Source organism: Streptomyces endophytica, assembly GCF_026153355.1.
Taxonomy (GTDB): domain Bacteria; phylum Actinomycetota; class Actinomycetes; order Streptomycetales; family Streptomycetaceae; genus Streptomyces; species Streptomyces endophytica.
Map to the genome: position 1 here is coordinate 3569636 of NZ_CP110636.1, position 26815 is coordinate 3596450.

Consider the following 26815-nt stretch of genomic DNA (forward strand, 5'->3'; position numbering starts at 1 on the left):
GCGACGGGTGGGGGCGCGACGGGTGGGGGCGCGACCGGTGGGGCTTGGGGTCGTGCGGCGGGTGGCGGAGGAGGTGGTGGTGGCGGGGTGGGTGGGCTTGGGGGAGGGGGAGGGGGAGGGGGCCCAGGGACCGCCGTGGCGCCCGGCCAGGCCGTCGCGGCGAGGGCGGTGCGGAAGAGGGTGGCGAGACGGGCGCCGGCGGCGTCGTCGAGCAGGGCGTGGGACCAGCGGAGGGCGAGCTGGATGCGGCCGCCGACCGAGACGGTGGTGACGGTGAGCCCGCGTGGCATCCGGGCCGGGGCGGAGAACCACACCGCGGTCGGCCGGCCGGCGGCGCCGAAGTCCAACGGGTAGGGAAGCCGCCCGATGTTGGAGAGCAGGGTGGTGGTCGTCCAGGGCGCGGCGGTGCGGCGCAGCGCACGGGTGACCGCGCCGCGGACGCCCACGGGCAGCACCGGTGCGGTCAGTACGGCCCCGGCGAGGCCGAGCGGTGGGCCGGGCGGCGCCGCCTTGAGGGCGCGGGTGCGTGCGGCCGTCCGCCGCAGCAGCCTGGCCACCGCGTCCGGGTCGGGTGGTCCGGCGGTGAGCAGTGCCGCCTCCCGGCTTTCCGCGGGGCCGAAGCGGACCGGGACCAGCCGGGTGCCGTTCCCGATGGGCATCTCGGCGCCGCGCGGCCGGTCGTCCATGGGCATGGTGATGACGACGGGTGCCGGGCGGGCGCCGTGCAGCCGGTTCCAGCGCGCCACCATCAGGCAGGTGGCGACGAGGAGTTGGTCGTTGACGGTGTACGGCGCCCGGCCGCCGGTGCGCGGCGGACGGGCCGGTACCGGCAGCTCGGTCAGCAGCATGCCGTTGCCCTTGTCGGGACCGGAGCCCCCGTCGGGACCGGAGCCCCGTCGGGACCGTTGCCCCCGTCGGGACCGTTGCCCCTGTCGGCACCGGAGCCCTCGCTATCGCCGCTTCCCTGGTGATCGGCGGCCACGCGGGCGGGCCGGGCGAAGCGGGCCCCGGCGCCGCGCGGCCGGCCGCCGTCCTGCTCGCCCGCCGGGACCGTGCCCTCTCCATCTGCCGGTACCAAGCCCTCGCTGCCCGCCGGGACCGTGCCCTCCCTGTCAGCCGGGCCGCCGGCGGCACCCGTGCCCGCCCCCGTACCCGCACCTCCCTCTGTCCCTGCACCTGCCTCTGCACCCGTCCCCGCATAGAGCTCCGCCGTGGTGGCCAGTACGCGGAGGCAGGCCGGGCCGTCCAGCGCGGTGTGGTTGAGGGTGAGCAGCAGCACGGTGCCGCCGTCCGGCTCCGCGGGTCGCAGGATCTCCAGGCGTACGGGCGGTGAGCAGTCCAGGGGCGGGCAGTCGGTCAGGGCCCGTGCCCTCGCCCGTAGGAGGGCATCGGGGCCGGGCGGCGGGACGACCACCGGGTCCCGGTCGGGGCCCGGGGTGAGGTGCCAGGCGTAGGATCGGTGCCACCAGTGTGTCGGCGCCTGCCGCATCAGGATGCGCGGATGCCGGGTGAGCGCCTGGTGGAAGGCCGTGCGCAGCCGGGCGGCGTCCACCCGTCCGGGCAGCTGCACCTCGATGTGCACGGTCTCCGGTTCGTCGTCCTCCAGGCAGTGCCGGGAGATCTCGTCGACGGCGGGGAACGGGACCTGATGGAGGGTGGGTTGGCGGCCACCGGGGTCACCGGAGCTACCGGGCCCGCCGGGACCAGCGGGGCCACCGGGGCCACCGGGCCCACCAGGATCCCCCTGCGGTGCCGGGGCCCCGGCCGTCGGATGCAGTGCGGTCATCGGGCGGAGCCCTCCCCCTCGTCGGATGCCTGGTCGGCAGGTGCCCGGCCGGCAGATGCCTGGCCATCGGATGCTGGGCCGCCGGATGCCTGGTCGTACGCGCGGTCCGGTGACGACCGCGACGGCAACGACCGCGACGACGACAACGACCGCGACGGCAGCGACCGGTACGGCGACCACCGGGACCCCTCCGGCCGGGCCGGTGGCACCGTCACCACCGCCGCCGCCAGCGCCAGCAGTGCCAGCGCCTGGGCGGCGCCGCTGAACGCGCCCCGGCCGGCGGCGACCGGCTCGCCCGCGCCCAGCGCCGCGATGACCCCGGCGCCCGCCATCGCCACCAGCGCGAGCGGCCCGAGCAGGGCGGGCCGGAAGCGGGCCGCCAGCGCGAGGAGCGGCACGATCACGGCGTACGGCCCGGCCGCCAGCGCCAGCACCCCGGTCAGCGCCACGACCCCGAGCACCCACGACGGTGCGGGTGGTGCGAGGGCAGGGGGCTGCGCGGCCTGTGGCGTACCGCGGCGCACCAGCGCGCCCACCGCCAGCAGCGCGACGGCCGCCGCGCCGCCGATCAGCCCCGCGTCGTAGAGGCCGGCGGGTGCGTAGGTGAGCTCGACCGTGCCGCCCGCGCCCGCCGGTACGAGGAAGCCCTGTTGCCAGCCGTCCACCCGTAGCGGGGTGAGCCGGTGGCCGTTGAAGGTGGCCTGCCAGCCGTCGTTGGCGTTCTCGTACATCTGCAGATAGACGGCCTGACCGGGTCCGATGCGGACGGTGCGCCGGTCCCCCGACCAGTCCTGAGCGGTGGCCCTGCGGTCCCGCGCGGCTACCCGGGTACCGGCTCCCCGCCCCTCCCCAGCGTCACGTCCGTCAGCGCCAGCGGCCCCTGGTCACCCGCTTCGACCCGGTGGCGGCCCGCGACCAGTTCCAGGCGCCCGTCGCGTGCCTCACCCGCGCACAACTGCACGGAGATGGGCCGCCGTTCGGTCAGATCGCGGACGTGTCCCGAGGCCCTGGTCGCGTGCAGCACACCGTCGACGGCGAGCATCGGGCCCTGGCCGCAGCCGAGCGTGAAGCGCGCGCCGGCCGGTGGCGGCGGGGTGCGGTACGCGTCCAGCGCCGGGAGGTAGACCTCGCTGAGGCCGACCGGGAGTTGCAGGGCCTGCCCGGCGACCGGGTTGTGGAGCGTCAGTTCCTTCACCTTGCTGATGGTGATGTCGAGGCGGTCGGTGGTGATCGGGTCGAAGCGGGCCTGGCCGTTCTCGTCGACGCCCGCGGTGGCCGCCCCGTCCGGGGAGTTGAGCAGGATCTGTTCCGGCCGGGTGGAGATCCCGCCGGCCGCGGCCAGCACGATCCGGTCGATCTTCTTCCGGCCCGGCCAGCGCAGATGCAGGGTCGGTCTGTCGCCGGCGATCCAGGCGGTGGTCAGGTCGCCGTCGACGAGGTTGCGGGGGCTGAGCGACCGGCCGAAGCCGAAGCTGGTGGAGTCGGCGGTGGCGATGATCCGGTCCTTCTGCTCCGGTGCGATGCGGTCCAGCAGCCGGTCGAGTTCGGGGCCGGGTACGGGCAGTGCGGTGCCGGAGACCGCGTAGGGCGCGGGCGAGCCGGTGCGGAACTGGCGGTGCAGTCCCACCTCGGCGGAGACCGGCGACAGTCCGCCCGGGTCGCTGCCGCGGTGCAGCGAGATGGTCTCGGCGGGGGCGTCGGAATCCTGCGCGTCGGTGGGGAGTTGCAGCAGCCGGGTCACCTGGACGCCGGGCACGCCGATCTCGGCGAAGCCGGCGCCGGAGAGCCCGGCGCGCGCTGTCTGTGCGCCGAGGATCGTCACCTTCAGCCACTTCGCCGGTCCTGCCGGGGCCTTGACCTGTTGTTTCGTCCCGTCGGGGCGGAGCGGGCCGTCCGTGCTGCCGCGGTCGGTCGCGATCCGTACGGAGGTGGGGGCGGCGCGCAGCCCGTCCCCACGGAGCGGGGTGAGGGACAGCGTGGCCGGGAGGGTGGTGGGCCGGATGAAGGTGATCTTGATCCATTGGCCGACCGGGTCGCCGGCGCTGCCCTCCGCCCAGGCGGTGTCGGGGTTGCCGTCGAAGGCGTTGACCGGGTCGTACTGCGGCAGATGGAACAGCCAGTTGCCGCTGGTGGAGGCGGTGACCGAGGCGGCGCCGCGGAGCTCGGCGGTGGTCTGGTGGCCGATGCCGGAGACCGGCAGGATCTGCCGGGGCGGCCGGCCGGGGTCCTGCACGCTGTCGGGGTGGTTGGTCTCCGAGGCCGTGTACGTGTAGGAGGTGTTGCTGTTGACGAGCCCGAAGCGGGTGTCGGCGCGGCGCAGCCCGTCGGCGGTCAGCTGGAGCGACGGGGTGCCGAGCCCGGGGTGGTTGTCGCCGGTCAGCACGGTGGGCCGGCGGCGCAGCGCGGGGTCGGCGGACAGCTGGAGGAGGGCCTCCGGGCCGCCGCTGAGCTGGGCGGTGTCCGCGACGGCCCGGGCGGTGACCGGTCCGGGCGCGGGGGTGTCCGCCGGCCGGTAGATCTCGACGGCGCGTTGGCGTGGGTAGAGGCCCTGGATCTGGAGCGGGGTCTCGGCGGGGATCCGGCCGCCGGTGGTGAGCGGGCCGAAGGCGGCCGCCTTGCGGTAGCCGGACGCCTCCAGGGTGCTTTTGACGGTCTGCGGCGGGACGTAGCCGATCTGGTCCGGGTCGAGGTCGTTGCGGACGACGACGTCGTACAGTCCGGCGCGGTGCAGGTAGTCGCGCAGGCCCGGGACCTCGGCGCCGGTCAGCAGGGCCTGTTCGACGGCGTCCAGGGCGCGCCGGGCGCCGGGGGTGCCGAAGGGCACGAAGTCCCGTTGCGTCCAGGGCGATCGGGCCAGGACGTCGAGGGGTTCGTCGATGGGGGAGCCCCAGGTGTAGATGCCGTGCGCGGTGGCGGGGACCACCAGGGCGCGGCTCTGCGGGGAGTGCGCTTTCAGCCACTGGGCGGTCTGCGTCCAGTAGGCGGGCAACTTCTTGAAGGCGCCCGGCTGGAGGATGGTGCCGGTGAGGAACGGCAGGGCGAGCGCGGGCAGGATGAGGAGCGCGGTCAGCAGGGGCAGCCGGTGGCGGGCGGGGACCCGGCGGGTGGCGTGCCGTCCGCCGGCCGCGAGGAGATGCGCCAGGCCCAGGGTGAGCGCGAGCGCCAGGCCGGGGGTGAACTTGTAGATGTTGCGGAACGGGCGCAGCCAGCCGTTCAGCCAGTCCTGCCACGGCCCGTGCAGCGGCCCGCCGAGCGCGCCGCCGTACCCGGCCAGCGTGATCAGCGCGACGGACAGCACGGTCAGCAGCAGCCAGCGCCGCTCGGGCAGCTCGCGGCGGGCCAGGCCGGCCAGGCCGAGCGCCGCGGCCAGCGCCGAGCCGAGCACCGCGTACGGCCGGGCGGTCAGCGTCCAGCCGGCCGGCAACCACGGTTCGCCGAAGTTCAGGTAGCCGACCCAGTTGCCGGCGCCGCGCAGCAGTTCGGTGGCGGACATGGTGCCGGTGGTGGTGTCGGCCTGCTCGATGAACGGCATGAAGTTCTCGCCGTGCAGGCCCAGCAGGAGCAGCGGCACCACCCACCAGGCGGTGGCCAGCACGACCCCGGGCAGCCACCAGGCGAGCAGCCGGGTCCGGCGCGGCCCGGTGCGGGAGAGCAGGTACAGCCCGGCGGGCAGCAGGCAGGCCAGCGTCGAGGCCGCGTTGACGCCGCCCATGAACGGGATCAGCAGCGCCGAACGGGCGGCCGCTATACGGGCGTTGACCTGGGTGTTCGTCAACGGCAGCAGCACCCACGGCAGCATCGCCCCGGGCAGCGCGGCGGCGGAGGTGGAGCCGATGACGAGGGTGAAGGTGGGCCAGAGCGCGTAGCAGGCGGCGGACAGCAGGCGGGAGGCCGGGGAGCCGCACCGCAGCCGTTCGGCCAGCCGGAGGGCGCCCCAGAACGCGGTCGTGACGATCAGGGACATCCACAGCCGCTCGGCCAGCCACACCGGTAGGTGGGCGAGGTGGGTCAGGCCGTAATACGGGAGGGCCGGGAAGGCGTAGCCGATGTACTGGTCGGCGAGGCCGCCGAGACCGGCCCGGTCGTGCCACAACTGCCCCAGGTCACCGAGGAACCGCCAGGGATCGGTGGTGACCCCCAGCTTCGTCTCGAACGTCATCCTGCCCGGCGCGGGTGCGAGGAAGCCGGCCAGGGTGAGCGCCCAGAAGGCGAGCAGCCAGCGCCGGGACCGCGGCCGCCCGGGCGACGGGGCCGGGACGGGCGCGGGCCGGCCGCCGGCGTCGGGCGACCCCGGGACGGGGAGGACCTGAGGGTCTGGGTCATGGCAACCGCCGCAGGATGAGGAGGAGGTTCCAGGTGGCGACCTCCCGGATGCCCGGGAGGCGGGGGATGGCCTCGGCGAGGAACGGCGCGTAGCGGGAGCGTGCGGTGACGAGCGCGACGTCGTCCCGGGCCCGCACCTGGCGCAGGGTGCGGCCGACGTGCACCGCGAACAGGTTGACGCCCAGGGTGTGTTTGGCCGGCCCGCCGGTGCGCCGCCGGTAGCGGCTGCGGGCCCGTTCGGCGCCCAGGTAGTGCCAGGGCGCGGTCTCGTGGCCGCCCCAGGGGGAGAACCAGTTGGTGAAGGCGACGTAGACGAGCCCGCCGGGGCGGGTGACCCGGATCAGTTCGCTGAGGAAGGTCTGCGGGTCGGCGACGTGTTCCAGGACGTTGGACGAGAAGCAGACGTCGGCGGCGCCGTCGGCGAGCGGCAGCAGATAGCCGTCGGCGATCACCGCGCCCTCGGGCCGCCGCCCGCGGGCGGTCAGTTCGACCGGATCGGGCTCGAAGAGGTAGCCGTGGGCGCCGCGCCGCCGGAACTCCTCGGTGAAGTGGCCGCAGCCGCCGCCGACGTCGGCGACCACCGCGCCCCGCAGCGGCAGATGGCGTTCGACCTGGTCGGCGGCGTCGCGGGCGAGCAACCGGTAGCAGCGCTCGGGATCGTCCTGCTCCCGCAGGAAGGCCCGGAACAGGGCCCAGGACCGGCGCAGTGAGGGGTCGCGCACTTCGGGCCTCACCGCCCGGGGGACGCGGTGCGGAACGCCTCCGCCGCGACCGCACGGAAGCTGCGGACGGTATGACTCCACCGGAAGCGGGCGGCCCGCGCCTCCGCGGCGAGTCCCAGGGCGGTACGGCGCTGCGCGCTCAGCCCGAGGGCGCACCAGTGCGCGGCGAAGGTGCTCTCCCCGCGGGCGAGCAGACCGGTGACGCCGTCCTCGACGGAATCCCGCAGTCCGGGGATGTCGAAGCCGAGCGCCGGGGTGCGCCGGGCGGCCGCCTCCATGACCACCAGGCCCCACCCCTCGACCAGCGACGGGTGCAGCAACAGCCAGGCGGAGCAGAGGAGTTCGTGTTTGCGGCGTTCGGAGATCCGGCCGGTGAAGGTGACGCCGGGGCCGGCCAGCGCGGTCAGCCGGGCGCGTTCCGGCCCGTCGCCGACGATCACCAAACGGCCGCCGGTCACCGGCCGGACCCGTTCCCACAGCCGCAGCAGCAGATCGATCCGCTTGTATTCGACGAGCCGGCCCATGGCCAGGAACAGCGGTTCGGGCGCCTTCGGGACCAGCGGCCCCGGTTCCTCCACGCCGTTGTGCACCAGCCGGACGCGTTCCGGGGCCACGCCCAGCTCGTGCAGCGCGGCCGCGGTCGAACCGGAGACCGCGACCATCAGATTGCGGCGGTGCGCCCCGGCCAGCGCCCAGTGCTCCAGTTGGCGGCCCAGCCGGGCGGCCGGCCCCGGGTAGCGCAGCCGCCACAGGTCCGTGTGGACGTGGTTGACCAGGCACAGCGTCGGCCCGCGGTGCCACAGCGGGGCGAGGTACGGCATGCCGTTGCAGACCTCGACCAGCAGGTCACAGCCGCCGACCCGGCGGTCCAGGTGGCGTGGTGCGCGCAGGAAGTGGCCGACGTCGCCGCCCGCGGACACCACCCGGTAGTCCCGGGCGGGGGTACCTCCCTGGTCGGGCGGGGCCGAGTCCTTGGGGGAGGCCGGCCCGCCGCACACCAGGGTGACCTGGTGACCGTGCGCGGCCAGGCCCTCGGCGATCCGGTCCACCAGCAGCTCGGAGCCGCCGGCAGCCGGATTGCCCAGGTCACGCCGGGCGAGGAAGACGATCCGGCGGGGGAGCGGGGGCGGGCCGCCGGCGGGGGGACCGGCGGCCGTGGGCGGGGCGAGCGGCGGAGCGGGGCGGGTGTGGGGAGCGGGCCGTACGTGTGAGGGCATGGGCGGATCCAACTCGTCTCAGGGTGCGGTACCGGGGGTGGGGGACGTACTGCGTGCTGAGTCGTGCGGGCCGTGCTGCGCCATGGGGTGGACAGTTTTGGGCCGGGCCCCGGGGCGCGGCTACTCACCGGGGTGACAAAATCCGCGCGGTCTTGAACTGACGGTTCATCACTTCACGCAAGCCGCGGGACGCCGCCGGCCGGCCGGATCCGCGGGGCGTCACCCGGCCTCCGTGCGCCGCCGCCCCCGCCCCACCCAGATCACCCCGGCCGCCGTCAGCAGCCCGCCGGCCACCGCGGCGCCCACCGGCAGCGCCCCGCCGACCAGCGCCAGCCTGCCGCTGTCCGCCTCCGCCAGCCGCAGCTGCGCCCGCCGCGTCGCCGGGGTGAACCGCAGCCGCTCGCCGCGCAGCAGCGTCACCGCGTCGTGCCGGCCGCCGGGCGCCCGCAGCGTCTTGACCGGCGAGATCACGGCATCCACGATCCGGCCGGTGCGCTGCTCGGCGACCAGCTCGATACCGGAGTTGGCGTACCACTCCTCGGCCTGGATCTGGCCCTGCCGCGGCCGCCCGACCAGCCGCCCGGGGACCTGCCGGCTGCCGGTCCTGGTGGCCGGCACGGTCCCGGTGAAGCGGTACAGCACGAGCCCACCGGCCCGCCGCTCACCGGCGAAGCGGAGCGGAACGGCGGCGCCCAGCGTGTTGTCCCACCAGCGGTATCCGGTCCGCCGCAGGTCGAAGGGGAACTTCAGGTAGGCATCGCCGTCGAAGCGGGTCGGGGCCTCGCCGCAGCAGTGCACCGGGGCGTTGCTGCGCCGGTCGGTGACCCAGCGCTCGGTGGTCCACTGGAACGCCCGGCGCGGATCCGCGAGGGCCAGCGTCTTCGGGGTGTCGACCGTGGTGGAGACGTCCCACACGGCCCGCCCGCTCTTCTCGCTCGCCGCGACGTCGCCCAGTACGTGCCGGGTGAGGGTGATTCGCTGCCGGTCCCTGGTGCGCAGGGCGTCGGTGTCGAAGTAGCTGCCGGTGCCGGTGAAGACGGTGGTGACGTCGACGTCGACCGGGGTGACCTTCGCCCGCGGCGTGACGTACCAGGTCAGCAGGGGTGCGAGGACGAGCAGGAAGACGCCGAGGCCGAGCAGTGCCAGGGACATCGGGGCGGCGGTGCGGGCACCGGTGGCCGTGGTGGCGGGGGCCGGAGGCGGGGCGGAAACGGAGGTGGGGGAAGGCATACGGGCACTCCTGGAAGCGGTGGGGGATCACGCTCTGGTGCACGTGCGGAGGGGCGGGCGGCCGCCCGGGAAACGGCGTCGGGCGGGCCGGGCGCCCATGGGCCGGGAACGTAAGCGAACTCTTGACAGACCGTCAATGCCCTTCCACACTCGGCAGTCACCACGACCGAGTGGTGCCGCGCTGTGGGACGCGGCACGAGCCGGCCCCCGATTCCGTACGCCCGGGGCCGCGCCGTGTGCCGTACCGACCCGACGGAGACCGGTGAGGTCTCCGGTCCCGACGAAGGGCTCGCCGCGCCATGCACCGGATGCTCGCCGCCGCACTGACCGCGCTGACCGCCGCCGCCCTGGCCGTCGCCGCCGCACTCGGCATCGTCGCGGCGCTCGACGCCACTCCCGAACAGCCCAATGTGCCGCTGGTGACCTTCGACCGGGCCGGCGGGTAGGCGGGCGGTATGCGCAGCCCGGCCGGCCCGCGGCGTACGAAGGAGGTCCTCGCCATGGCGACCGCCGTCCGCTCGGCCTGGCGGGACGTCCCGCCCTATCAGGTACGGCAGTTCGCCACCCTGGCGCTGGCGGAGGTGCCCACGCTGACCCAGGACATCCTGCGCGAGATCCGTCACGAGTACCCCCAACTACCGCTGGTTCCGGACGAGTTCGGCGAGCCGCGGGCGCTGGTCGGCATCCGCCAGTCGCTGGAGCACTTCGTCACGCACCTGACCACGGGTCTGGACCGGCCGCACGTCCACCCGCGGGTCTTCCAGGAGTTCGGCCGCGGCGAGGGCATGCAGGGCCGCAGCCTGGACGCGCTGCAGGCCATCTACCGGCTCGGCGTACGGCTGGCCTGGCGGCGGCTCGCCGAGATCGGCCAGCAGGTCGCCATCCCCGCCCCGGCGATGTACGAGCTCGCCGAGTCCGGCTTCGAGTACCTCGACGGGCTGGTCGCCGAATCCGTCCGCGGCTACGCCGAGGCCGCCGCCCGCCAGGCCGGGGAGCGGCTGCGGCAGCAACGCCGCCTGATGGAGCAGCTCTTCGACCTCGCGGCCACCCGTACGCGACGCGGCGGGAGCGGAACCGGAACGGCCCATCCCGGGGTGGCCGGCGGGTTCCGGCGGCGCTCGCCGAACGCGCCGCCCGGATCGGCTGGCCGCTGCCCGAACGCGTCGCGGTCGCCGTCCTGCTGCGCCCGGACCGGGCGGCGGTGGCCCCCGCCGTCGCCCCGGACGTCCTGCTGGACATGGAGTGCGAACGGCCGCGCATGGTGGTGCCGGAACCGGACGCCCCGGGCCGGCGCGAGCTGCTGGGCCGGGCCGCGGCCGGCTGGTCGGGCGCGCTCGGCCCGGTCGTCCCCCTGCCGGCCGCCGCGAAATCGCTGCGCTGGGCCGGGGCCGCGGCCGACCTGATCGAGCGCGGACTGCTGCCGGCCGGCGAACTGCTGCAGTGCACCGAACACACCGAGGCGCTGGTCCTGCTGCCGCCCGAGGAGCTGATCGACGACCTCACCCGCCGCCGCCTCGCCCCCCTCGACGGCTGCGGCCCGACCCACGGGCGGCGCCTCGCGGAGACCCTGCTCGCCTGGCTGGAGACCCGCGGCGGCGCCCCGGAGATCGCCGCCCGGCTCGGCGTCCACCCGCAGACCGTGCGCTACCGGCTGCGCCAGATACGGGAGTTATGGGGCCCGGAGGTGGACGACCCGGACCGCCGCTTCGAACTGGAACTGGTGTTACGGGCGCGCCGGCTCCGCGGGGAACTCCACTGAGCTGTCTCCGCGGGGAAACCCACTGAGCTCTCCGGCCGGCTCAGGCAGGGTCTCCGCGGCCCTCGACCAGCACCGCCATGCCGTCCAGGAGGCGGGCCAGGCCGAACTCGAACAGGGTCTCCAGGCTGAAGGAGCCCTCCGGGGAGTCGGACATCGCCGCGTACATCGGATACGCGCCGGAGGTGAAGATGCCCTCGAACTCCGGCTCCATCGCGGCCATCCACTGGTCCTGGTTCATCCCGGTCTCCTGCTCGGCCTCCAGGTCGTCCTCGAAACCGGCGGCGGTGAACATCACGAAACCCAGCAGCGTCACGGCCATGTGGAGCAGCGTCACCGGAGCCGCCCCCTCGACCTGGCCCACGGTCCACTCGATCAGTGCCATCGCCTGCGGCATCGGCTGCGGGCGGGTGACCGACAGGTACTTCGCCAGCCACGGATGGCGCCGGTAGAGCGTCCACTGCAGCCGCGCCCCGGCCTCCATCCGGTCGCGCCAGCCGTCCGGCGCCGGATCGGGCAGCTCCACCTCCGCGAACACGGCGTCCGCCATCAGCAGTTCCAGCTCGTCCTTGCCGGCCACATGGCGGTAGAGCGCCATCGACGACACCCCGAACTCGGCGGCGACCCGGCGCATCGACAGCGCGCGCAGCCCCTCGGCGTCGGCGACCTTGATCCCGGCCCGGACGATCCGCTCCTGGCTCAGCCCGTCCGCGTCCCGCGGCCGCCGCTCCCGCGGGGCCGGACCGCGCGCCGCCCGCTGCGGGGGCCGCGGCTCGGCCACCACCGTCCCCACGCCCGGCACCGCTCGTACGACCCCCTCCTGGCGCAGCGTGGTCAGCACCTTCGTGGCGGTGGCCATCGCCACCCCCCATTCCTGGGTGATCCGCCGGGTCGACGGCACCCGGTCGCCCGGCGCCAGTTCACCGGCGTCGATGCGGCGCCGGATCTCCGCGACGATCCGGCGGTAGGGCGGTGCGCTGGGCTGCGCCACGGGGGCCTCCTCCGTAGGGGTGCCGGGTCAGTGCCTCATCGGTGCCGTACTAGTGCACCAGAGCCTTCGTGCTGACGCCGACAGTAGCAGCGCGGGGCACCAACCGCCCCTACCTGCGGTGCTCCGCTACCGCGCACTAGGTCAGTGCACTAGTGTGATGCACCTCCAAACCCCTTGCTGTGCCTGATGTTTGCACCGTAAGCCGCATGTGCTTACCGTGTCACCCATGTCGTTTACCTCGTACACATCCCCCGCCCCGGCCCCCGAGCCGCGGGCCGGCCGCCGGGAGTGGATCGCCCTCGTCGTCCTCCTGCTGCCCTGCCTCCTGGTCTCCATGGACGTCTCGGTGCTCTACTTCGCGGTGCCGTTCCTGACCGCGCAGCTCGAACCCAGCAGCGTCCAGCAGCTGTGGATCCTGGACGTCTACGGCTTCGTCCTGGCCGGCCTGCTCATCACCATGGGCGCGCTGGGCGACCGCATCGGGCGCCGCCGGCTGCTGCTGTTCGGCGCCCTGCTCTTCGCCCTCGCCTCCGGACTCGCCGCCTACGCCGACAGCGCCGAAATGCTCATCGCCGCCCGGGCGTTGCTCGGTATCGGGGGTGCGACCCTGATGCCGTCCACCCTGGCGCTGATCCGCAACCTCTTCCACGACGCCAAGCAGCGCGGCAAGGCCGTCGCCATCTGGTCGGCCGCGACCATGGGCGGCATCGCGGTCGGACCGGTGCTCAGCGGGCTGCTGCTGGAGCACTTCTGGTGGGGCTCGGTGTTCCTGATCAACACCCCGGCCATGGTGCTGCTGCTGGTCTGCGGGCCGCTGCTGCTCCCGGAGTTCAGGAATCCGACGGCCGGCCGCTTCGACCTGCCCGGCTCGCTGCTCTCCCTGCTCGCCATGCTGCCGATCGTCTACGGCATCAAGGAGATCGCCCGCAACGGCGTGTCCGTCCTGCCCGTCCTCGCCCTCGCCGTCGGCCTGCTGGCCGCCGCGGGCTTCGTCCTCCGCCAGCGCACCGCCCGCCACCCCATGCTCGACCTCGAACTCTTCCGGCACCGCGGGTTCAGCGTCTCGGTGCTGATGAACCTGCTGGCGATGTTCGCGATCGTCGGCTGCGCGGTCTTCTTCACCCAGTACCTGCAGACCGTACGGGGCATGAGCCCGCTGGAGGCCGCACTCTGGAACCTGCTGCCGACCCTCGCCGTGGGCGGCATGACCGCGGTGGCCACGGCGCTCGCCCAGCGGATGGACCGGGCGCACGTCATCGCCCTCGGCTTCGTCCTCGCGGCCGGCGGCTTCCTGTGGCTCTCCTGGGTGGAGCCGGGCTCGGCGCTCTGGTACGTCCTGGTCGCCTCTTCGGTCTACGCCTCCGGCCTGGTGATGGTGGCGTCGCTCGGCAACGAACTGGCCCTCGGCGCGGCGCCCCCGGAGCGCGCGGGCTCCGCCTCGGCCGTGCTGGAGTCCGGCACCGAACTGGGCGGCGCGCTGGGCATGGCGATCCTGGGCAGCATCGGCAGCGCCGTCTACCGCGGCCACATGGACGACGCCCTGCCGGCCGGCCTCCCCCAGGGGGCGGCCGACGCCGCGCGGGAGACGCTGGCCGGCGCCGCCGCGGTGGCCGCGCATCTCCCGGCGCAGGCCGGCCGGGCGGTGCTGACCGCGGCCCGCACCGCCTTCACCGACGGACTGCAGACGGCCGTGCTGAGCGCCGCGGGCCTGATGTTCTGTGCCGCCGTATTGGCCGTGGCGCTGCTGCGGGGAGTACGTCCGGCGCCGGCTCCGGCTCCGGCGGACACAGCCCGGCTCCGGCCTCCCCGGAAGCGGTCAGCTGAAGTCGAACTCGCCGGTGCGGGTCCGCTTGAGCTCGAAGAACTTGTCGTAACCGGCGAGGAGGCGGGCGCCGTCGAAGACCCGCACCGCATCCTCGCCACGCGGGATCGCCATCAGGACCGGCCCGAAGAAGGCGACGCCGTCGATGTGGATCGTGGGCGTCCCGACGTCCTCGCCGACCGGGTCCATGCCCTCGTGGTGGCTCTTGCGCAGCGCATCGTCGTACGCGTCGCTCCCGGCGGCACGGGCCAGCTCCGCCGGCAGCCCGACCTCGGCGAGCGCCTCCTCGATGACGGCCGCGGTGTCCTCGCGGCCGTTGTTGTGGATACGGGTGCCCAGCGCGGTGTAGAGGTCGCGCAGCACGTCCTCGCCGTGTTCCTGGGCCGCCGCGATGCACACCCGCACCGGGCCCCACCCGGAGTCCAGCAGCTCGCGGTACTTCTCGGGGAGGTCCGTGCGGCCCTCGTTGAGCACGGACAGGCTCATCACGCGGAACCGCAGGTCCAGCTCGCGGTGCTGCTCGACCTCCAGGATCCAGCGGGAGGAGATCCAGGCGAACGGGCAGATCGGGTCGAAGTAGAAGTCGACGGAGTGGCGGGTCTCGCCGGTCTGTGTCATACGGCGACCCTAAGCCGCCACCGGCCCGCCCGCCCGGTCCACCTGGCCGCGGTGATCGTGGGCCATTTGCGGGCGGGGACGGCCGGTGCGCCTCGCTCTGCTCCGCCCTGCCGCGCCGCTACTCCGCGGTGCCGCCCAGCATCCGCTGCAGCAGTTCCTTCAGCAGCGTGCGCTCGGCGATCGTCAGCTTGCCGAGCGGTTCGCGGGCGAAGTGCAGCGACGTCCGCAGCGCCTCGGCGGTCCGCGCGCCCTCGGCCGTCGCGGCGGCGAGCTTCACGCGGCGGTCGTCCGGATCGGGGCGGCGCTCGACCAGGCCGCGGGACTCCAGGCGGTCCACGATGCCGGTGACGTTCGACGGCTCGCACTTCAGGCAGTTGGCGATCTTGCGCATGGGCTGCGGCCCGACCGCGAGCAGGCTGAGGACCCGGGCCTGCGTGCCGGTGAGGGAGTGCTCGGCCGCGGCGTGCTCGTACTCCTCGTGGTAACGGGCGACGACGGTGCCGATGAGATCGACGACCTCGACGGTCAAGGAGTCTGGGCGCGGTGTCATGTGCACCAGGATACCCGATTACTTGACATCATGAAATATCGAGCTCATTATTGTTTCAGCACCTGAAGCATTAGGAGGATGGCTCTCATGTCCGCACTGCCCACGACCAGCCGCGAATGGCACCTCGTCGCCCGCCCGCACGGCTGGCCCACCCCGGAGGACTTCGCGCTGCGCGAGGCCGCGGTGCCCGAGCTCGGCGAGGGCCAGGTCCTCGTCCGCAACCAGCACTTCTCCGTCGACCCGTACATGCGCGGCCGGATGAACGACGTGAAGTCCTACGTCCCGCCCTTCCAGCTCGACGAGCCGATGGAGGGCGGCGCGGTCGGTGAGGTCATCGCCTCCCGCGCCGACTCCCTCGCCGTCGGCGACCACGTCCTGCACGGCCTCGGCTGGCGCGAGTACGCCGTCGTGGACGCCAAGCGGACCGCCAAGGTGGACCCGTCGCTGGCCCCGCTCACCGCCTACCTCGGCGTCCTGGGCATGCCCGGCCTGACCGCGTACGCGGGTCTGCTGGAGGTCGCGTCCTTCAAGGAGGGCGACGCCGTCTTCGTGTCCGGCGCGGCCGGCGCGGTGGGCAGCCAGGTCGGCCAGATCGCCAAGCTCAAGGGCGCCTCCCGGGTCATCGGCTCGGCCGGCTCCGACGAGAAGGTCAAGCTCCTGGTCGAGGAGTACGGCTTCGACGCCGCCTTCAACTACAAGAACGGCAACGTCACCCAGCAGCTGAAGGAGGCCGCGCCCGAGGGCATCGACGTCTACTTCGACAACGTCGGCGGCGACCACCTCGAAGCGGCCATCAGCGCCCTCAACGTCCACGGCCGGGCGGCCATCTGCGGCATGATCTCGATGTACAACGCCACGGAGCCCAGCCCCGCGCCGCGCAACCTCGCCATGGTCATCGGCAAGCGGCTGCGCCTCCAGGGCCTGCTGGTCAGCGACCACTCCGCGCTGCAGCCGCAGTTCGTCGAGGAGGTCTCCGCCTGGATCCGCTCCGGCGAGCTGCAGTACAGCGAGACCAAGGTCGCCGGCATCGAGCACGGCGTGGACGCCTTCCTGGGCATGCTCCGCGGCGAGAACACCGGAAAGATGATCGTGAGCCTGACGGAGGCCTGAGCGATCACCGGCGGCGGCCGCCGGACGGCGAGCCCTCCTCGCCGTGCCCTTGCGCGGGCCCGTTAGGCTCGGCGGCAAGCCGTCGCGATCCGTGGGCGCGAGTCGCGGCGAACCACAGGAGGATTTCGTATGTCCATCCAGACCGTCGACGTCGTCTACACCGCCGTCGCCACCGCTGAGAACGGCCGTGACGGCCGCGTCGCCAGCGACGACGGCAAGCTCGACGTGGTCGTCAACCCGCCCAAGGAGCAGGGCGGCAGCGGCGCCGGCACCAACCCGGAGCAGCTGTTCGCGGCCGGTTACAGCGCCTGCTTCCAGGGCGCGCTCAGCGTCGTCGCCCGCCGGGAGAACGCCGATGTCTCCGGCTCCCGGGTGACCGCCAAGGTCGGCATCGGCAAGACCCCGGACGGCGCCTTCGGCCTCACCGTCGAGATCTTGGCCTCCATCCCCACGGTCGACGCCGCCACCGCCAAGGACCTCGTGGAGAAGGCGCACCAGGTGTGCCCGTACTCCCACGCCACCCGCGGCAACATCGACGTCAAGCTGACCGTCGCCTGACCGAGCGCCGCAGTGGCGTCTCCTGAAGGGGCGTCTGCCGCACGGCGATTCCCGTAACGGCGTCTCCGCGCACGCGCCAGGGGCCGCATCCCGGACCGACCCGGGGTGCGGCCCCTGCCGTATCCGGAGCCCGTACGGCGACCCGCCTCCCGGCCCCTTCGCCAGCCCTCAGCGGCCCGCCGCGCCTCCTGGTGTGACACAGGCCACGTGCGCCGCACCTTGACGCCCCCGCCGTGTAATCGATTTCGTAGCCCCCACGACATCCTCGTGAAAACGATTACACCCACGATCGGAACGGCAACGGCGCCATGGCGAACATCAAGGACGTGGCAGAGCGGGCAGGGGTCTCCGTGGCCACGGTCTCCCGGGTCCTCAACGGGCACAGCCCGGTCGCCGAGACCCGCGACCGGGTGCTCGCCGCCGTACACGAGCTGGGCTACCGCCCCAACAACGTCGCCCGCGCCCTGCGCACCGCGCGGACCGGCGCGCTCGGCCTGATCATCAGCGATCTGACCAACCCGTTCTTCACCGAGCTGGCCGACGCCGTCGAGGACGCGGCCCGCAGCCTCGGCTACAGCCTGGTCATCGGCAACGCCGGCGAACGCCCCGAGCAGCAGGACGATTACATCCGCACCCTGCTCGACCGCCGGATCGACGGCCTGCTGGTCAGCTCGGCCGGTACCGGTTCGGCGATGCTCCGCGAGGTCGTCGCCTCCGGCACCCCGCTGGTCCTGCTGGACCGCAGCGTCCCCGGCGTCGACGCCCCCTGCGTACGCGCCGACGGCCGCGCCGCGCTCACCGAACTCGCCGGCCATCTCGCCGCCCTCGGCCGCCGCCGCCCCGCGATCATCGTCGCCCCGGCCGGCACCCCCACCGGCGACGAGCGCCTCGCCCTCTTCCGTACGGCGCTGGCCGGCCACGGCATCCCGCTGCCCGACGAGCGGGTCGGCGCCACCCCCGACCTCCAGCCCACCGGCGGCCGCCAGGTGATGCGCGGCTTCCTCGACCTCCCCGAGCCGCCGGACGCGGTGCTCGCCACCGACAACCTGATGGCGCTCGGCGCGCTGGACGAACTCCGCGCCCGCGGCCTGCGGGTCCCCGACGACATGGCGCTGGTGGTCTACGACGACGTGCCCTGGTTCGCCCACACCGATCCGCCGCTGACCGCCATCGCCCAGCCCACCCGCGAACTGGGCCGGGCCGCCGTCCGCACCCTGCTGGCCCGGATCGAGGGCAGCCCCGCCGAATCGGTGCTGCTCCCGGCCCGGCTCGTGCCACGCCGCTCGTGCGGCGAACCGGTGGCCGGCTGAGCGGCGGGCGGTACGTACGCCTCCGCCCCCGACCCCCGACCCCCGACCCCTGGGCACCCGGCACCGCACTCCCGGCGCCGCACCCCCGGGACCCGCGCCCGACCGTCTCCGCCACCCCGCACTTCGTCTCCGAGGACCACCCGAGCAGCCACACCACCGGCCACACCTCCAGCCACACCTCCAGCCAGACCGGCGGGCAGCCACCACAGTCGTCGCATCAGCAGCCACACCAACGAGCAGCCACACCAGCAGGCAGCCAACAACAAGCAGCCAACGGCGGGCACCCAACAACAAGAGCCAGCAACAAGCAGTCACCAGCGAGCAGTCACCAGCGAGCAGTCACACGAGGATGAGAGGGGCAGCGCATGACCGGCGTCAACGACGACGTTCCGGACGGCGTACCGGACAGCGCACCGGCCGACGTGCCGGGCCGCGCACCGGCCGAGGTGCCGGACGGCCGCGAACTGCTGCGCGTGGAGGGGGTGACCAAGTCCTTCCCCGGGGTGCGCGCGCTGGACGGCGTGGACCTGAGCCTGCGCCGCGGCGAGGTGCACGTCCTGCTCGGTGAGAACGGCGCCGGCAAGAGCACGCTCATCAAGATGCTCTCCGGTGCCCACCGCCCCGACCAGGGCCGCATCCTCGCCGCCGGGCCGGACGTGCCTGCCACCGGGCCGGACGGTCCCGAATCCGGGCCCACCGCCGGGCCCACCGCCGGGCCCACCACCGAGCCCACCACCAGGCCCGGCACCAGGCCGGATGGCGATCTGCGCGAGGTGCACATCCGCTCCGCCCAGGACGCCGAGCGGCTCGGCATCGCCACCATCTACCAGGAATTCACCCTGGTCCCCGGCCTGACCGTCGCCGAGAACCTCTTCCTCGGCCGCCAGCCGCGCACCCGCCTCGGCCTCATCGACAAGAAGACGATGCGGGCCCGCGCCGCCGAACTGCTGCGCCGTGTCAGGCTGGACGTCTCCCCGGACACCCCGGTCGCCGAACTGGGCATCGCCCGCCTCCAGATGGTCGAGATCGCCAAGGCGCTCAGCCTCGACGCCCGGGTGCTGATCATGGACGAGCCCACCGCGGTGCTCACCTCCGAGGAGGTCCGGACCCTCTTCGGGATCGTCCGCGAACTCCGCGACGCCGGCGTCGGCATCCTCTTCATCACCCACCACCTGGAGGAGATCGGCGCGCTCGGCGACCGCGTCACGGTGCTGCGCGACGGCCGCTCCGTCGCCCAGGTGCCGGCCTCGACCGGCGAGGACGAGCTGATCCGCCTCATGGTCGGCCGGGACATCGCCGAGCAGTACCCGCGGCAGCGCCCCGACCGGCCCGGCCCGCCGCTGCTGCGGGTCCGCGGCCTGACCCGCCACGGCCGCGGGACCGGACCGGTGTTCCAGGACGTCGACTTCGAGGTGCGGGCCGGTGAGGTCGTGGGCCTGGCCGGACTGGTCGGCGCGGGCCGCACCGAGGTGGCCCGGGCGGTCTTCGGGGTGGACCCGTACGACGCCGGCACGGTCGAGATCGACGGCGAGCGGCTGGCCCGCGGCGACGTCCGCGCCGCGATGCGCGCCGGCCTCGGCCTCGTACCGGAGGACCGCAAGGGCCAGGGCCTGGTCCTGGACGCGTCCCTCCAGGACAACCTCACCCTGGCCCGGCTCACCCGCGACACCCGTGGCGGGCTGGTGGACCGCGGCGCCCAGCGGCGCCGGGCGGCCACCGTGGCCGAGCAGTTGAAGGTCCGGATGAGCGGCCTGGCGCAGTCCGCCCGGACGCTCTCCGGCGGCAACCAGCAGAAGATCGTCATCGGCAAGTGGCTGCTCGCGGACACCCGGCTGCTGATCCTCGACGAGCCCACGCGGGGCATCGACGTCGGCGCCAAGGTCGAGATCTACCACCTCATCAACGAGCTGACGGCGTCCGGCCGGGCGGTCCTGATGATCTCCAGCGATCTGCCGGAGGTGCTCGGCATGAGCGACCGGGTGCTGGTGATGTCCCAGGGCCGGCTGGCCGGAGAGCTCACCGCAGAAGAGGCCACCCAGGACGCCGTGATGGAGCTGGCCCTCCACACGGCCCACGGCACCGACCGCGGCACGGCCGACGGCACCGGCCACCGCAACCACACCGACAAGAGCGCGATGGAGGGCTCCGATGTCCGCTGAGCTGAAGACGGGAGCCGCCGCCGAGGCGGTGGGACGGGCACCGGACCGGGAGGTGGACGGCCGCCGGCCCGCGGCGTGGTTCTCCCGGGCGGTCCTCAAGAACGGCCCGCTCGGCGGCCTGGCCGCCCTGGTCGTGGTGATGGCCGCGCTCTCCAAGGACTTCCTCAACGGCCAGAACCTCCTCAACGTCGGCGTCCAGGCATCGGTCACCGCGATCCTCGCCTTCGGCGTCACCTTCGTGATCGTCTCGGCCGGCATCGACCTGTCCGTCGGCTCGGTCGCCGGGCTCGCCGCCACCGTCGTCGCCTGGGCCGCCACCGGCCAGGGCCTGCCCGTCTGGATCGCCGTACTGCTCGGCCTCGCGGTCGGCGCCGGGGCCGGACTGCTCTCCGGCGCGCTGGTCGCGTACGGCAAACTGCCCGCGTTCATCGCGACGTTGGCGATGCTGTCCGTGGGCCGCGGTCTGGCCCTGGTCATCTCCGGCGGCTCGCCGATCCCCTTCCCCGCGTCGGTCAGCAGGCTCGGTGACACCCTCGGCGGCTGGCTGCCGGTACCGGTGCTCGTCATGATCGGCATGGGGCTGGTCGCCGCCCTGATCCTGGCCCGCACGTACGCCGGACGCGCGATGTTCGCGATCGGCGGCAACGAGGAGGCGGCCCGCCTCTCCGGCATCCACGTCAAGCGCCGCAAGCTCGTCATCTACGCGCTGTCCGGGCTGTTCGCGGCGGTCGCCGGCATCGTGCTCGCGGCCCGCCTCACCTCCGCCCAGCCCCAGGCGGCCACCGGCTACGAACTGGACGCGATCGCGGCCGTGGTGATCGGCGGGGCCAGCCTCTCCGGCGGCTCCGGCAAGGCGTCCGGCACCCTCATCGGCGCCTTGATCCTGGCCGTGCTGCGCAACGGCCTCAACCTGCTGAGCGTGTCGGCCTTCTGGCAGCAGGTGGCCACCGGCCTGGTCATCGCCCTCGCGGTCCTCCTGGACACGCTGCGCCGCCGGAGCACCCGATGAGGGCGGGCGCGGAAGCGCGGACGCCCCGCGGAGACGCCCCGGGCGGTACGCCCACGGATGCCCGCCGGGATGTCCGGGGGCGTGCGCGCGGGGATGCCCGGGGGCGTGCGCGCGGGACGCGGGTGGGCGTGCGCGTAGCGCGACGCTCGCGATGGCGGTGGCCGGGACCCTCACGGCCGCGCTCGCGCTCACCGGCTGCGACCGCGGCGGCAACACCGACCTGGGGCTCGCGCTGTCCACGATGAACAATCCGTTCTTCGTCGGCATCAAGAAGGGCGCCCAGGCCGAGGCGGACGCCCGCGGACTGCACATCAACATCACCGACGCCCAGAACGACCCCACCCAGCAGATCAACCAGATGGAGACCTTCACCAGCCAGAACGTCAAGGCCGCCATCATCAACCCGGTCGACTCCGACGCCGCCGTCCCGGCCGTGGGCGTCGCCAACCGGGCGAAGGTGCCGGTCATCTCCCTGGACCGCGGTGTCAACGGCGGCACGGTCGGCTCGACCATCGCCTCCGACAACGTCGCCGGCGGCCGGCTCGCCGCGAAGACACTGGCCGAATCGCTCGGCGGCAAGGGCAAGGTGGCCTTCCTCGAAGGACAGCCCGGCACCTCCGCCGCCCGTGAACGCGGCCGGGGCTTCGAGGAGGGCCTCCGGAAGTACCCGGGCATCCAGGTCGTCGCCCGCCAGCCCGCCGACTTCGACCGCACCAAGGGCATGGACGTGATGACCAACATGCTCCAGGCCCACCACGACCTCACCGGGGTCTTCGCCGCCAACGACGAGATGGCGCTCGGCGCCGCCAAGGCGCTGGGCGGCCGGTCGGGCAAGGACGTCAAGGTGGTGGCGTTCGACGGCACACCCGACGGCATCACGGCCGTCCGCGACGGAACCCTGACCGCCACCATCGCCCAGCAGCCGGAACTCCTCGGCAAACAGGCCGTGGACTGGGCCCTGAAGGCCGCCCACGGTGAGAAGCTGCCGCAGTCGGTCAAGGTCCCGGTGGTCCTGGTGACCCGCAAGAACGCGGCCACGTTCGACGGCGGATGAGGCCCCCCGGACCCGCGGCCCCGACACCCGGTCCGGGCTCACTCACCACGCAGGACAGCAACGGCAGGCACGACGGCGACCACACACAGGGCAACAACACACACGGCAGCAACACCCCACACACGACGGCAACAACTGACACGCGACGGCAACACACGGAAACCCACGCGCCACCACAACACGCGTGACAGCAACAACCTCGACAGCAACAACTCCAACTGCAACAACTCCAACTGCAACAACTCCAACTGCAGCAACCTCAACTGCAGCAACCTCGACTGCAACAACACGACCCACGCACCACACACGAGAACAGAAGGAGAGCGGCGCATGGACAGCCACCGGCGAGACCGGGCGACGCTCGGAAACGGGAGAACGGCACATGTATGACGTCCTGGTGGTCGGCTCGGCCAACGCGGATCTGACGGTACGGGTCGAGCGGCGGCCCGGCGCGGGGGAGACCGTGCTCGGCACGGACCTGGTCGAATCGGCCGGCGGCAAGGGCGCCAACCAGGCGGCCGCCGCCGCCCGGATCGGCGGCCGCACCGCGCTGCTCGCCCGGGTCGGCGGCGACGCCTACGGCGAACTGTTGCTGCACGCCCAGCGCGAGGCGGGCACCGACGTCACACCGGTCATCGTGGACGAGTCGGCCCGCACCGGCACCGCGATGATCATCGTCGACCCGGACGGCGACAACAGCATCGTCGTCTCCCCGGGCGCCAACGCCGCCCTCACCCCGCAGGACGTGGCCGCGGCGAAGCACACCATCGCCGCCTCCGCGGTGGTCTCCCTCCAACTGGAGATCCCCATGGAGTCCGTACGGGCCGCCGCAACCGCTGCCGAACAGGCCGGCACCCGCGTCGTCCTCAACCCCTCCCCGGCACCCCGGACCGCCCTGGCTCCCGAACTCCTCGCGGTCGCCGACCCATTGGTGGTCAACGAGCACGAGGCCCGTCAGCTCTCCGGCCGCGCCGACGGCACGCCCGCCGAGTGGGCCGCGGCACTGCGCGACCAGGGCGCCCGCTCCGTCGTCGTCACCCTCGGCGGCGACGGAGCGCTGGTCCTGGACGCCTCCGGAGCCACCGAGGTGCCCGGCGTCCGCGTCAAGGCTGTGGACACCACCGGCGCCGGCGACGCCTTCACCGGCGCCCTGGCCACCCGTCTGGCCCGCGGCGACACCCTCCCCGAGGCCGCCCGCTTCGCCGTACGGGTCGGAGCCGCGGCCGTCACCAAGCCGGGCGCCCAGCCCTCGTACCCCACCCGCGCCGAACTGGAAGCCCTGGTCCCGGAATCCGTCCAGGACGCGGGTGACGGCAGCTGAGGCGTGCCGGTGTGCGGCCACCGTCCCCGGCCTCGCCGGGGACGCAGGCGGGCCGCGCCTGCTGCCTGCCCTTCCGCCCCTTCCTCCGTCAGCTCCTCAGCTCCGTATCAGCTCCTCACCTTTGTCAGTTCCTCACCTCGGTATCAGCTCCTCACCTCCGTCAGTTCCTCAGCTCCGTGTTCCCCAGCTCCTTCGGTTCGTACAGCGCATGGTCCGCGCCGGTCGCCACTGCCCAGTAGCGGTCGCCGTAGGACCAGTGCCACCACTCCGTCGGGTAGTTGACCAGCCCGGCGGCGGTGAGCGCGGCGCTCACTATGCGGCGGTGCTCGCGCGCCGCGGGGGACAGGCCCGGCGCGGCCGTGTAGCAGGCACCGTCGCTCTCCTCCGGGGAGGCATTGATCGGTGTCCCCATGTCGACCTCCTCGCCCTCTGCCGTGACGAGCGTGAGGTCCACCGCACCACCCGCGCTGTGCGGCGCTATCTCCGGCGGGGACACATACCGGCTGGCGGCCGCATGGACCCGTGCCCCGTCCCAGTCCGGGTGCGCGGCGCGCAGCTCGTCCGCGTACCCCTCGAAATAGCGCCGCTGCAGGTCCGGCGGGCGGTACCCCTCGACGAACTGCAGCCGCAGCCCGTCCGGCAGCGCCCGCTGCGCGTCCAGCAGCCGCCGCAGCACCCCCTCCCGCAGATACGCGAATGCACCGTCCTCGTCGCGCAGGTCCGCGGCCACCAGCAGACCGGGCGCCGCGGTCCGCACGTCCACCAGCGGCTCACCGCACTCCTTGACCGGTATCGCCGCCACCGCCGGATCCGACATCAGCGTGATGCGGTCACGGACGTCGCTCACCACCAGCTCCGCACCGTCGCCCGGCACCGGCGCGGTCCACTCGGCGGCCGCCGCCACCCGCTCGCCGGACGGCAGCCAGACCCCGCTCAGCCCGCAGGCCGGCCCGGGACTGCCGACCTCCACCCCGTTGGCGAGCACGACGAGGAGTCCGTGCTCCCGCGCCATCTCGCCGTACCGCGCCAACTGCTCCGCCGCGTCGTGGAAGGCGCTGGAGAGATACACCCGGCAGCCGTCCGCCGAGGCCCGCGCCGGCACCTCGGGGAAGCTGTTGTCGAAGCACGTGGCCAGCGCGAACCGGATCCCGCCGAGGAAGAACCGGCCCTCGGTGCTGCCCGGCGCGAAGACCTCGCTCTCGTCGTCGGACAGATGGACCTTGTCGTAACGGGTCAGCAGGGCACCGTCCGGTCCGTAGACGAACGAGGAGATCGTCGGCCGGCCGCCTGGCTCGGCGGCCCGGCCCGCGGCGTTCACCACCGCCGCCACCCCGCCCGCCCGGCAGGCCTCCCGGACCGGCGCCAGCCGGGCATCGTCCGGAGCGACCGTCAGCCGGTCCGGATCGGCCGCTATGAGCCGCAGGTCGTAGTGCGTCAGGGCGAGTTCGGAAAAGACCAGCAGACCGGCACCACGGCCGGCGGCCTCGCCGATGAGCGCGGCCATCCGCGCGGCGTTGGCCTCGATATCCCCTGGCACGGGGGCGAACTGTGCGGCTGCAATGATCATTCCCCCATGATGCCCGCCGCGGCCCCGACGCGTGCGGGCCTGTGGATAACTCTTCGCAGGCCCGGCCGCGCCGGCCGGTCGTGCCGACTCGCCCCCTCCTTCCGCTACGACGTACCGGTCTTTTCGCTACGACGTAATGGTCTTTTCGCTACGACGTACCGGCCTCAGCGCCGCGCGCCGAGTCGGCCGCCACCGTCACGATCTCCCGCACCTGCTGAGTGATCGCCAACCGGTTCTGCACCAGGACGGGGTCGGTGACCTGCCCGTTCGCCGGATCCGTGTTGCCGGGCCCGAACTCCAGGACAGGGGTGTGCAGATGCCCGCCCGGCAGCGCAGGACGCCAGACCGCATCCCGCAGCAGCGTCGCCCGATACGCGATCTCGTTGGACAGGTAGTCCCCGCCGCCCCCGGCCCGGGCGGTCGATCCCGGAGTCGGCCCGTCCGGCCGCTCGACCGGCGCCGTACCACCCACCGGGATCTCCGTCACCGCCGTGTGATCGACCACCGGGTAAGGCCCGGTACCGGCCGCCACGATCCGCGCGTACGGCAGGCTCGTGGTCGTCCACTGCGGCTGCGGCGTCACGGTCGGCACCCCGGGCGGAATCGGCACGGTCTCCGTACGCGACTCCCGCACGTTGTCCGGATAGCCGCCCCGCCAGGCCCCGTTGGTCCGCTCCACGTCGAACCGCCCCGGCCGCCCCTGGCTGATCGTCGTGAACAGGGCCACCTGCCGCGGCCCGCGCCGGAAATACGGTGCCAGGGTGCGCTCCACGGTCCCCCGCGCGAAATCGGCCCACCGTACGGGGAAGACCGCGGCCTCGATCCGCGCCGGCTCACCCGACGCGGTCCGTATCGTCGTCCCGTCCAGCGCGAGTGCCGCCGCTCCCGACGGATTGCTCCGCCGCGGATCGGCATCCAGCTGGAACGGGTCGAACCCGGTCACCACGATCCGCAGCAGGCGCTTGCCCGCGGGCAGCTCGATCGAGTCCTGGCCCCGCGAGCCGCGCTCCAACCCGGCGAGCAACGAGGCGCGTTGAGAGGCCGACAGCCCGAAGCCCGGCCGCCACTGCCGCAGCTCCTTCGACATCCCCAACCGTGCCCAATACAGCGGGCGGTCGTCGTCCCGGCTGAGGTCGCCACCCGCGGGCCCGCGCCCCTGCGCCCGGTCCACGGCACGCCGCCACAACGCCCGCCCTTCCGTCTCCACATACCGCCTGGCCTGCGGATATGTGGTCATCCGCGCCAGCCCGCGCCCGAACTCCCGCGGCCATACGGCAAATCCGCTGCGCCGCAGGATCTCCTGAGGGGCGGCCTGCGCCAGCCGGTCTTCCTCCACGGTGAGGCCCGTCGCCGTGGCCGTCGCCGTGGCCGTAGCCGTAGGGGCGCTTGTTGTGGTTGGCGGGGTCGCCGCGGCCGAAGGGGTCGGAAGGGACAGCGGAACCGCGGCCAACAGCGCGACACCGAGCGTGCCCAGCCGGGCAGTTGAGCGTCCGGTGTGCGCCATGCGTGAGGGGTTGAAGAGCGATCTCATGGGGTGAGTAAAGCGGGGGCGCGGGCCGCGACGGTAGAGGGCGGGTGCACGGCCCTGCGCGGCCACGGATAGGGTTTCCCGTCCGGTCCGGGCCCGGTTCTGGCCCGCTCCCGAACGCCGAGCCACCGGCACCGCGCTCGATTCCGAACATGACATGACATGACATGACGCCATGACGCCA

At 73.7% G+C, this 26815-nt stretch carries 14 protein-coding genes and 4 pseudogenes; 9 read left to right on the forward strand and 9 right to left on the reverse strand.

The annotated features are described in order from the left end of the window. Positions 1-152: 152 nt before the first annotated feature. The 4 genes and pseudogenes from OJ254_RS15950 to pgfA all read right to left on the reverse strand — a co-directional run. Positions 153-6109 (reverse strand): annotated as a pseudogene (locus OJ254_RS15950) (alpha-(1->3)-arabinofuranosyltransferase domain-containing protein); the annotation flags it as partial. Then, complete coding sequence (locus OJ254_RS15955; RefSeq protein ID WP_265362861.1) at positions 6106-6831, reverse strand: class I SAM-dependent methyltransferase; 726 nt, start codon at positions 6829-6831, stop codon at positions 6106-6108. The pseudogene OJ254_RS15950 and the gene OJ254_RS15955, both read right to left, overlap by 4 nt. 8 nt (positions 6832-6839) lie before the next feature. Then, positions 6840-8048: a glycosyltransferase family 4 protein gene (locus tag OJ254_RS15960; protein ID WP_265362862.1), complete on the reverse strand. Its 1209-nt coding sequence runs from the start codon at positions 8046-8048 to the stop codon at positions 6840-6842. Positions 8049-8267: 219 nt separating this feature from the next. Next, positions 8268-9200 (reverse strand): cell envelope lipid trafficking protein PgfA, encoded by a 933-nt coding sequence (gene pgfA, locus OJ254_RS15965; protein ID WP_265365175.1) that lies wholly within the window; start codon positions 9198-9200, stop codon positions 8268-8270. Between the two features lie 377 nt (positions 9201-9577). On the opposite strand from pgfA, the gene OJ254_RS15970 reads away from it, so the two are divergent. Together OJ254_RS15970 and OJ254_RS15975 are read left to right on the forward strand one after the other, a co-directional pair. Then, positions 9578-9724: a hypothetical protein gene (locus OJ254_RS15970; RefSeq protein WP_265362863.1), complete on the forward strand. Its 147-nt coding sequence runs from the start codon at positions 9578-9580 to the stop codon at positions 9722-9724. Positions 9725-9778: 54 nt separating this feature from the next. Further along, positions 9779-11037: pseudogene (locus tag OJ254_RS15975) on the forward strand (PucR-like N-terminal domain-containing protein). Positions 11038-11077: 40 nt separating this feature from the next. On the opposite strand, the gene OJ254_RS15980 reads toward OJ254_RS15975, so the two are convergent. Then, positions 11078-12025: a TetR/AcrR family transcriptional regulator C-terminal domain-containing protein gene (locus tag OJ254_RS15980; RefSeq protein WP_265362864.1), complete on the reverse strand. Its 948-nt coding sequence runs from the start codon at positions 12023-12025 to the stop codon at positions 11078-11080. A gap of 226 nt (positions 12026-12251) precedes the next feature. Here OJ254_RS15980 and OJ254_RS15985 point away from each other — a divergent pair. Further along, a pseudogene (locus tag OJ254_RS15985) lies at positions 12252-13811 on the forward strand (MFS transporter); the annotation flags it as partial. A gap of 30 nt (positions 13812-13841) precedes the next feature. Here the strand turns inward: OJ254_RS15985 and OJ254_RS15990 are convergent. Continuing rightward, positions 13842-14465, reverse strand: coding sequence for a mycothiol-dependent nitroreductase Rv2466c family protein (locus tag OJ254_RS15990; protein WP_265365176.1), 624 nt, complete (start codon positions 14463-14465; stop codon positions 13842-13844). 118 nt (positions 14466-14583) lie between these two features. Continuing rightward, the gene (locus OJ254_RS15995) at positions 14584-15015 is read right to left on the reverse strand and encodes a MarR family winged helix-turn-helix transcriptional regulator (protein WP_261951717.1); all 432 of its coding nucleotides are present in this window, start codon (positions 15013-15015) and stop codon (positions 14584-14586) included. Positions 15016-15102: 87 nt separating this feature from the next. Between OJ254_RS15995 and OJ254_RS16000 the strand changes: the two genes are divergently transcribed. The 6 genes and pseudogenes from OJ254_RS16000 to rbsK all read left to right on the forward strand — a co-directional run bounded on the left by OJ254_RS16000 (position 15103) and on the right by rbsK (position 23536). Next, on the forward strand, positions 15103-16125 hold the full coding sequence (locus OJ254_RS16000) for an NADP-dependent oxidoreductase (RefSeq protein ID WP_261951718.1): 1023 nt from the start codon (positions 15103-15105) through the stop codon (positions 16123-16125). A gap of 129 nt (positions 16126-16254) precedes the next feature. Beyond that, positions 16255-16683 carry an organic hydroperoxide resistance protein gene (locus OJ254_RS16005; protein ID WP_265362865.1) on the forward strand — a complete coding sequence of 143 codons (429 nt, stop codon included), beginning with the start codon at positions 16255-16257 and terminating at the stop codon, positions 16681-16683. Between the two features lie 308 nt (positions 16684-16991). Beyond that, on the forward strand, positions 16992-17993 hold the full coding sequence (locus OJ254_RS16010; RefSeq protein WP_265362866.1) for a LacI family DNA-binding transcriptional regulator: 1002 nt from the start codon (positions 16992-16994) through the stop codon (positions 17991-17993). A 365-nt stretch (positions 17994-18358) separates the two neighbouring features. Next, positions 18359-20152 carry a sugar ABC transporter ATP-binding protein gene (locus OJ254_RS16015; RefSeq protein WP_423835904.1) on the forward strand — a complete coding sequence of 598 codons (1794 nt, stop codon included), beginning with the start codon at positions 18359-18361 and terminating at the stop codon, positions 20150-20152. Beyond that, a pseudogene (locus tag OJ254_RS16020) lies at positions 20142-22215 on the forward strand (ABC transporter permease/substrate-binding protein). The gene OJ254_RS16015 and the pseudogene OJ254_RS16020 overlap by 11 nt, the downstream one beginning before the upstream one ends. A 382-nt stretch (positions 22216-22597) precedes the next feature. Continuing rightward, positions 22598-23536, forward strand: coding sequence for a ribokinase (rbsK, locus tag OJ254_RS16025; RefSeq protein WP_265362867.1), 939 nt, complete (start codon positions 22598-22600; stop codon positions 23534-23536). A 160-nt stretch (positions 23537-23696) separates the two neighbouring features. On the opposite strand, the gene OJ254_RS16030 is transcribed toward rbsK, so the two are convergent. Both OJ254_RS16030 and OJ254_RS16035 read right to left on the reverse strand, forming a co-directional pair. Next, complete coding sequence (locus tag OJ254_RS16030) at positions 23697-25103, reverse strand: nitrilase-related carbon-nitrogen hydrolase (protein WP_265362868.1); 1407 nt, start codon at positions 25101-25103, stop codon at positions 23697-23699. 148 nt (positions 25104-25251) lie between these two features. Next, the gene (locus tag OJ254_RS16035; protein WP_423835905.1) at positions 25252-26634 is read right to left on the reverse strand and encodes a pyroglutamyl peptidase; all 1383 of its coding nucleotides are present in this window, start codon (positions 26632-26634) and stop codon (positions 25252-25254) included. Positions 26635-26815: the final 181 nt, after the last annotated feature.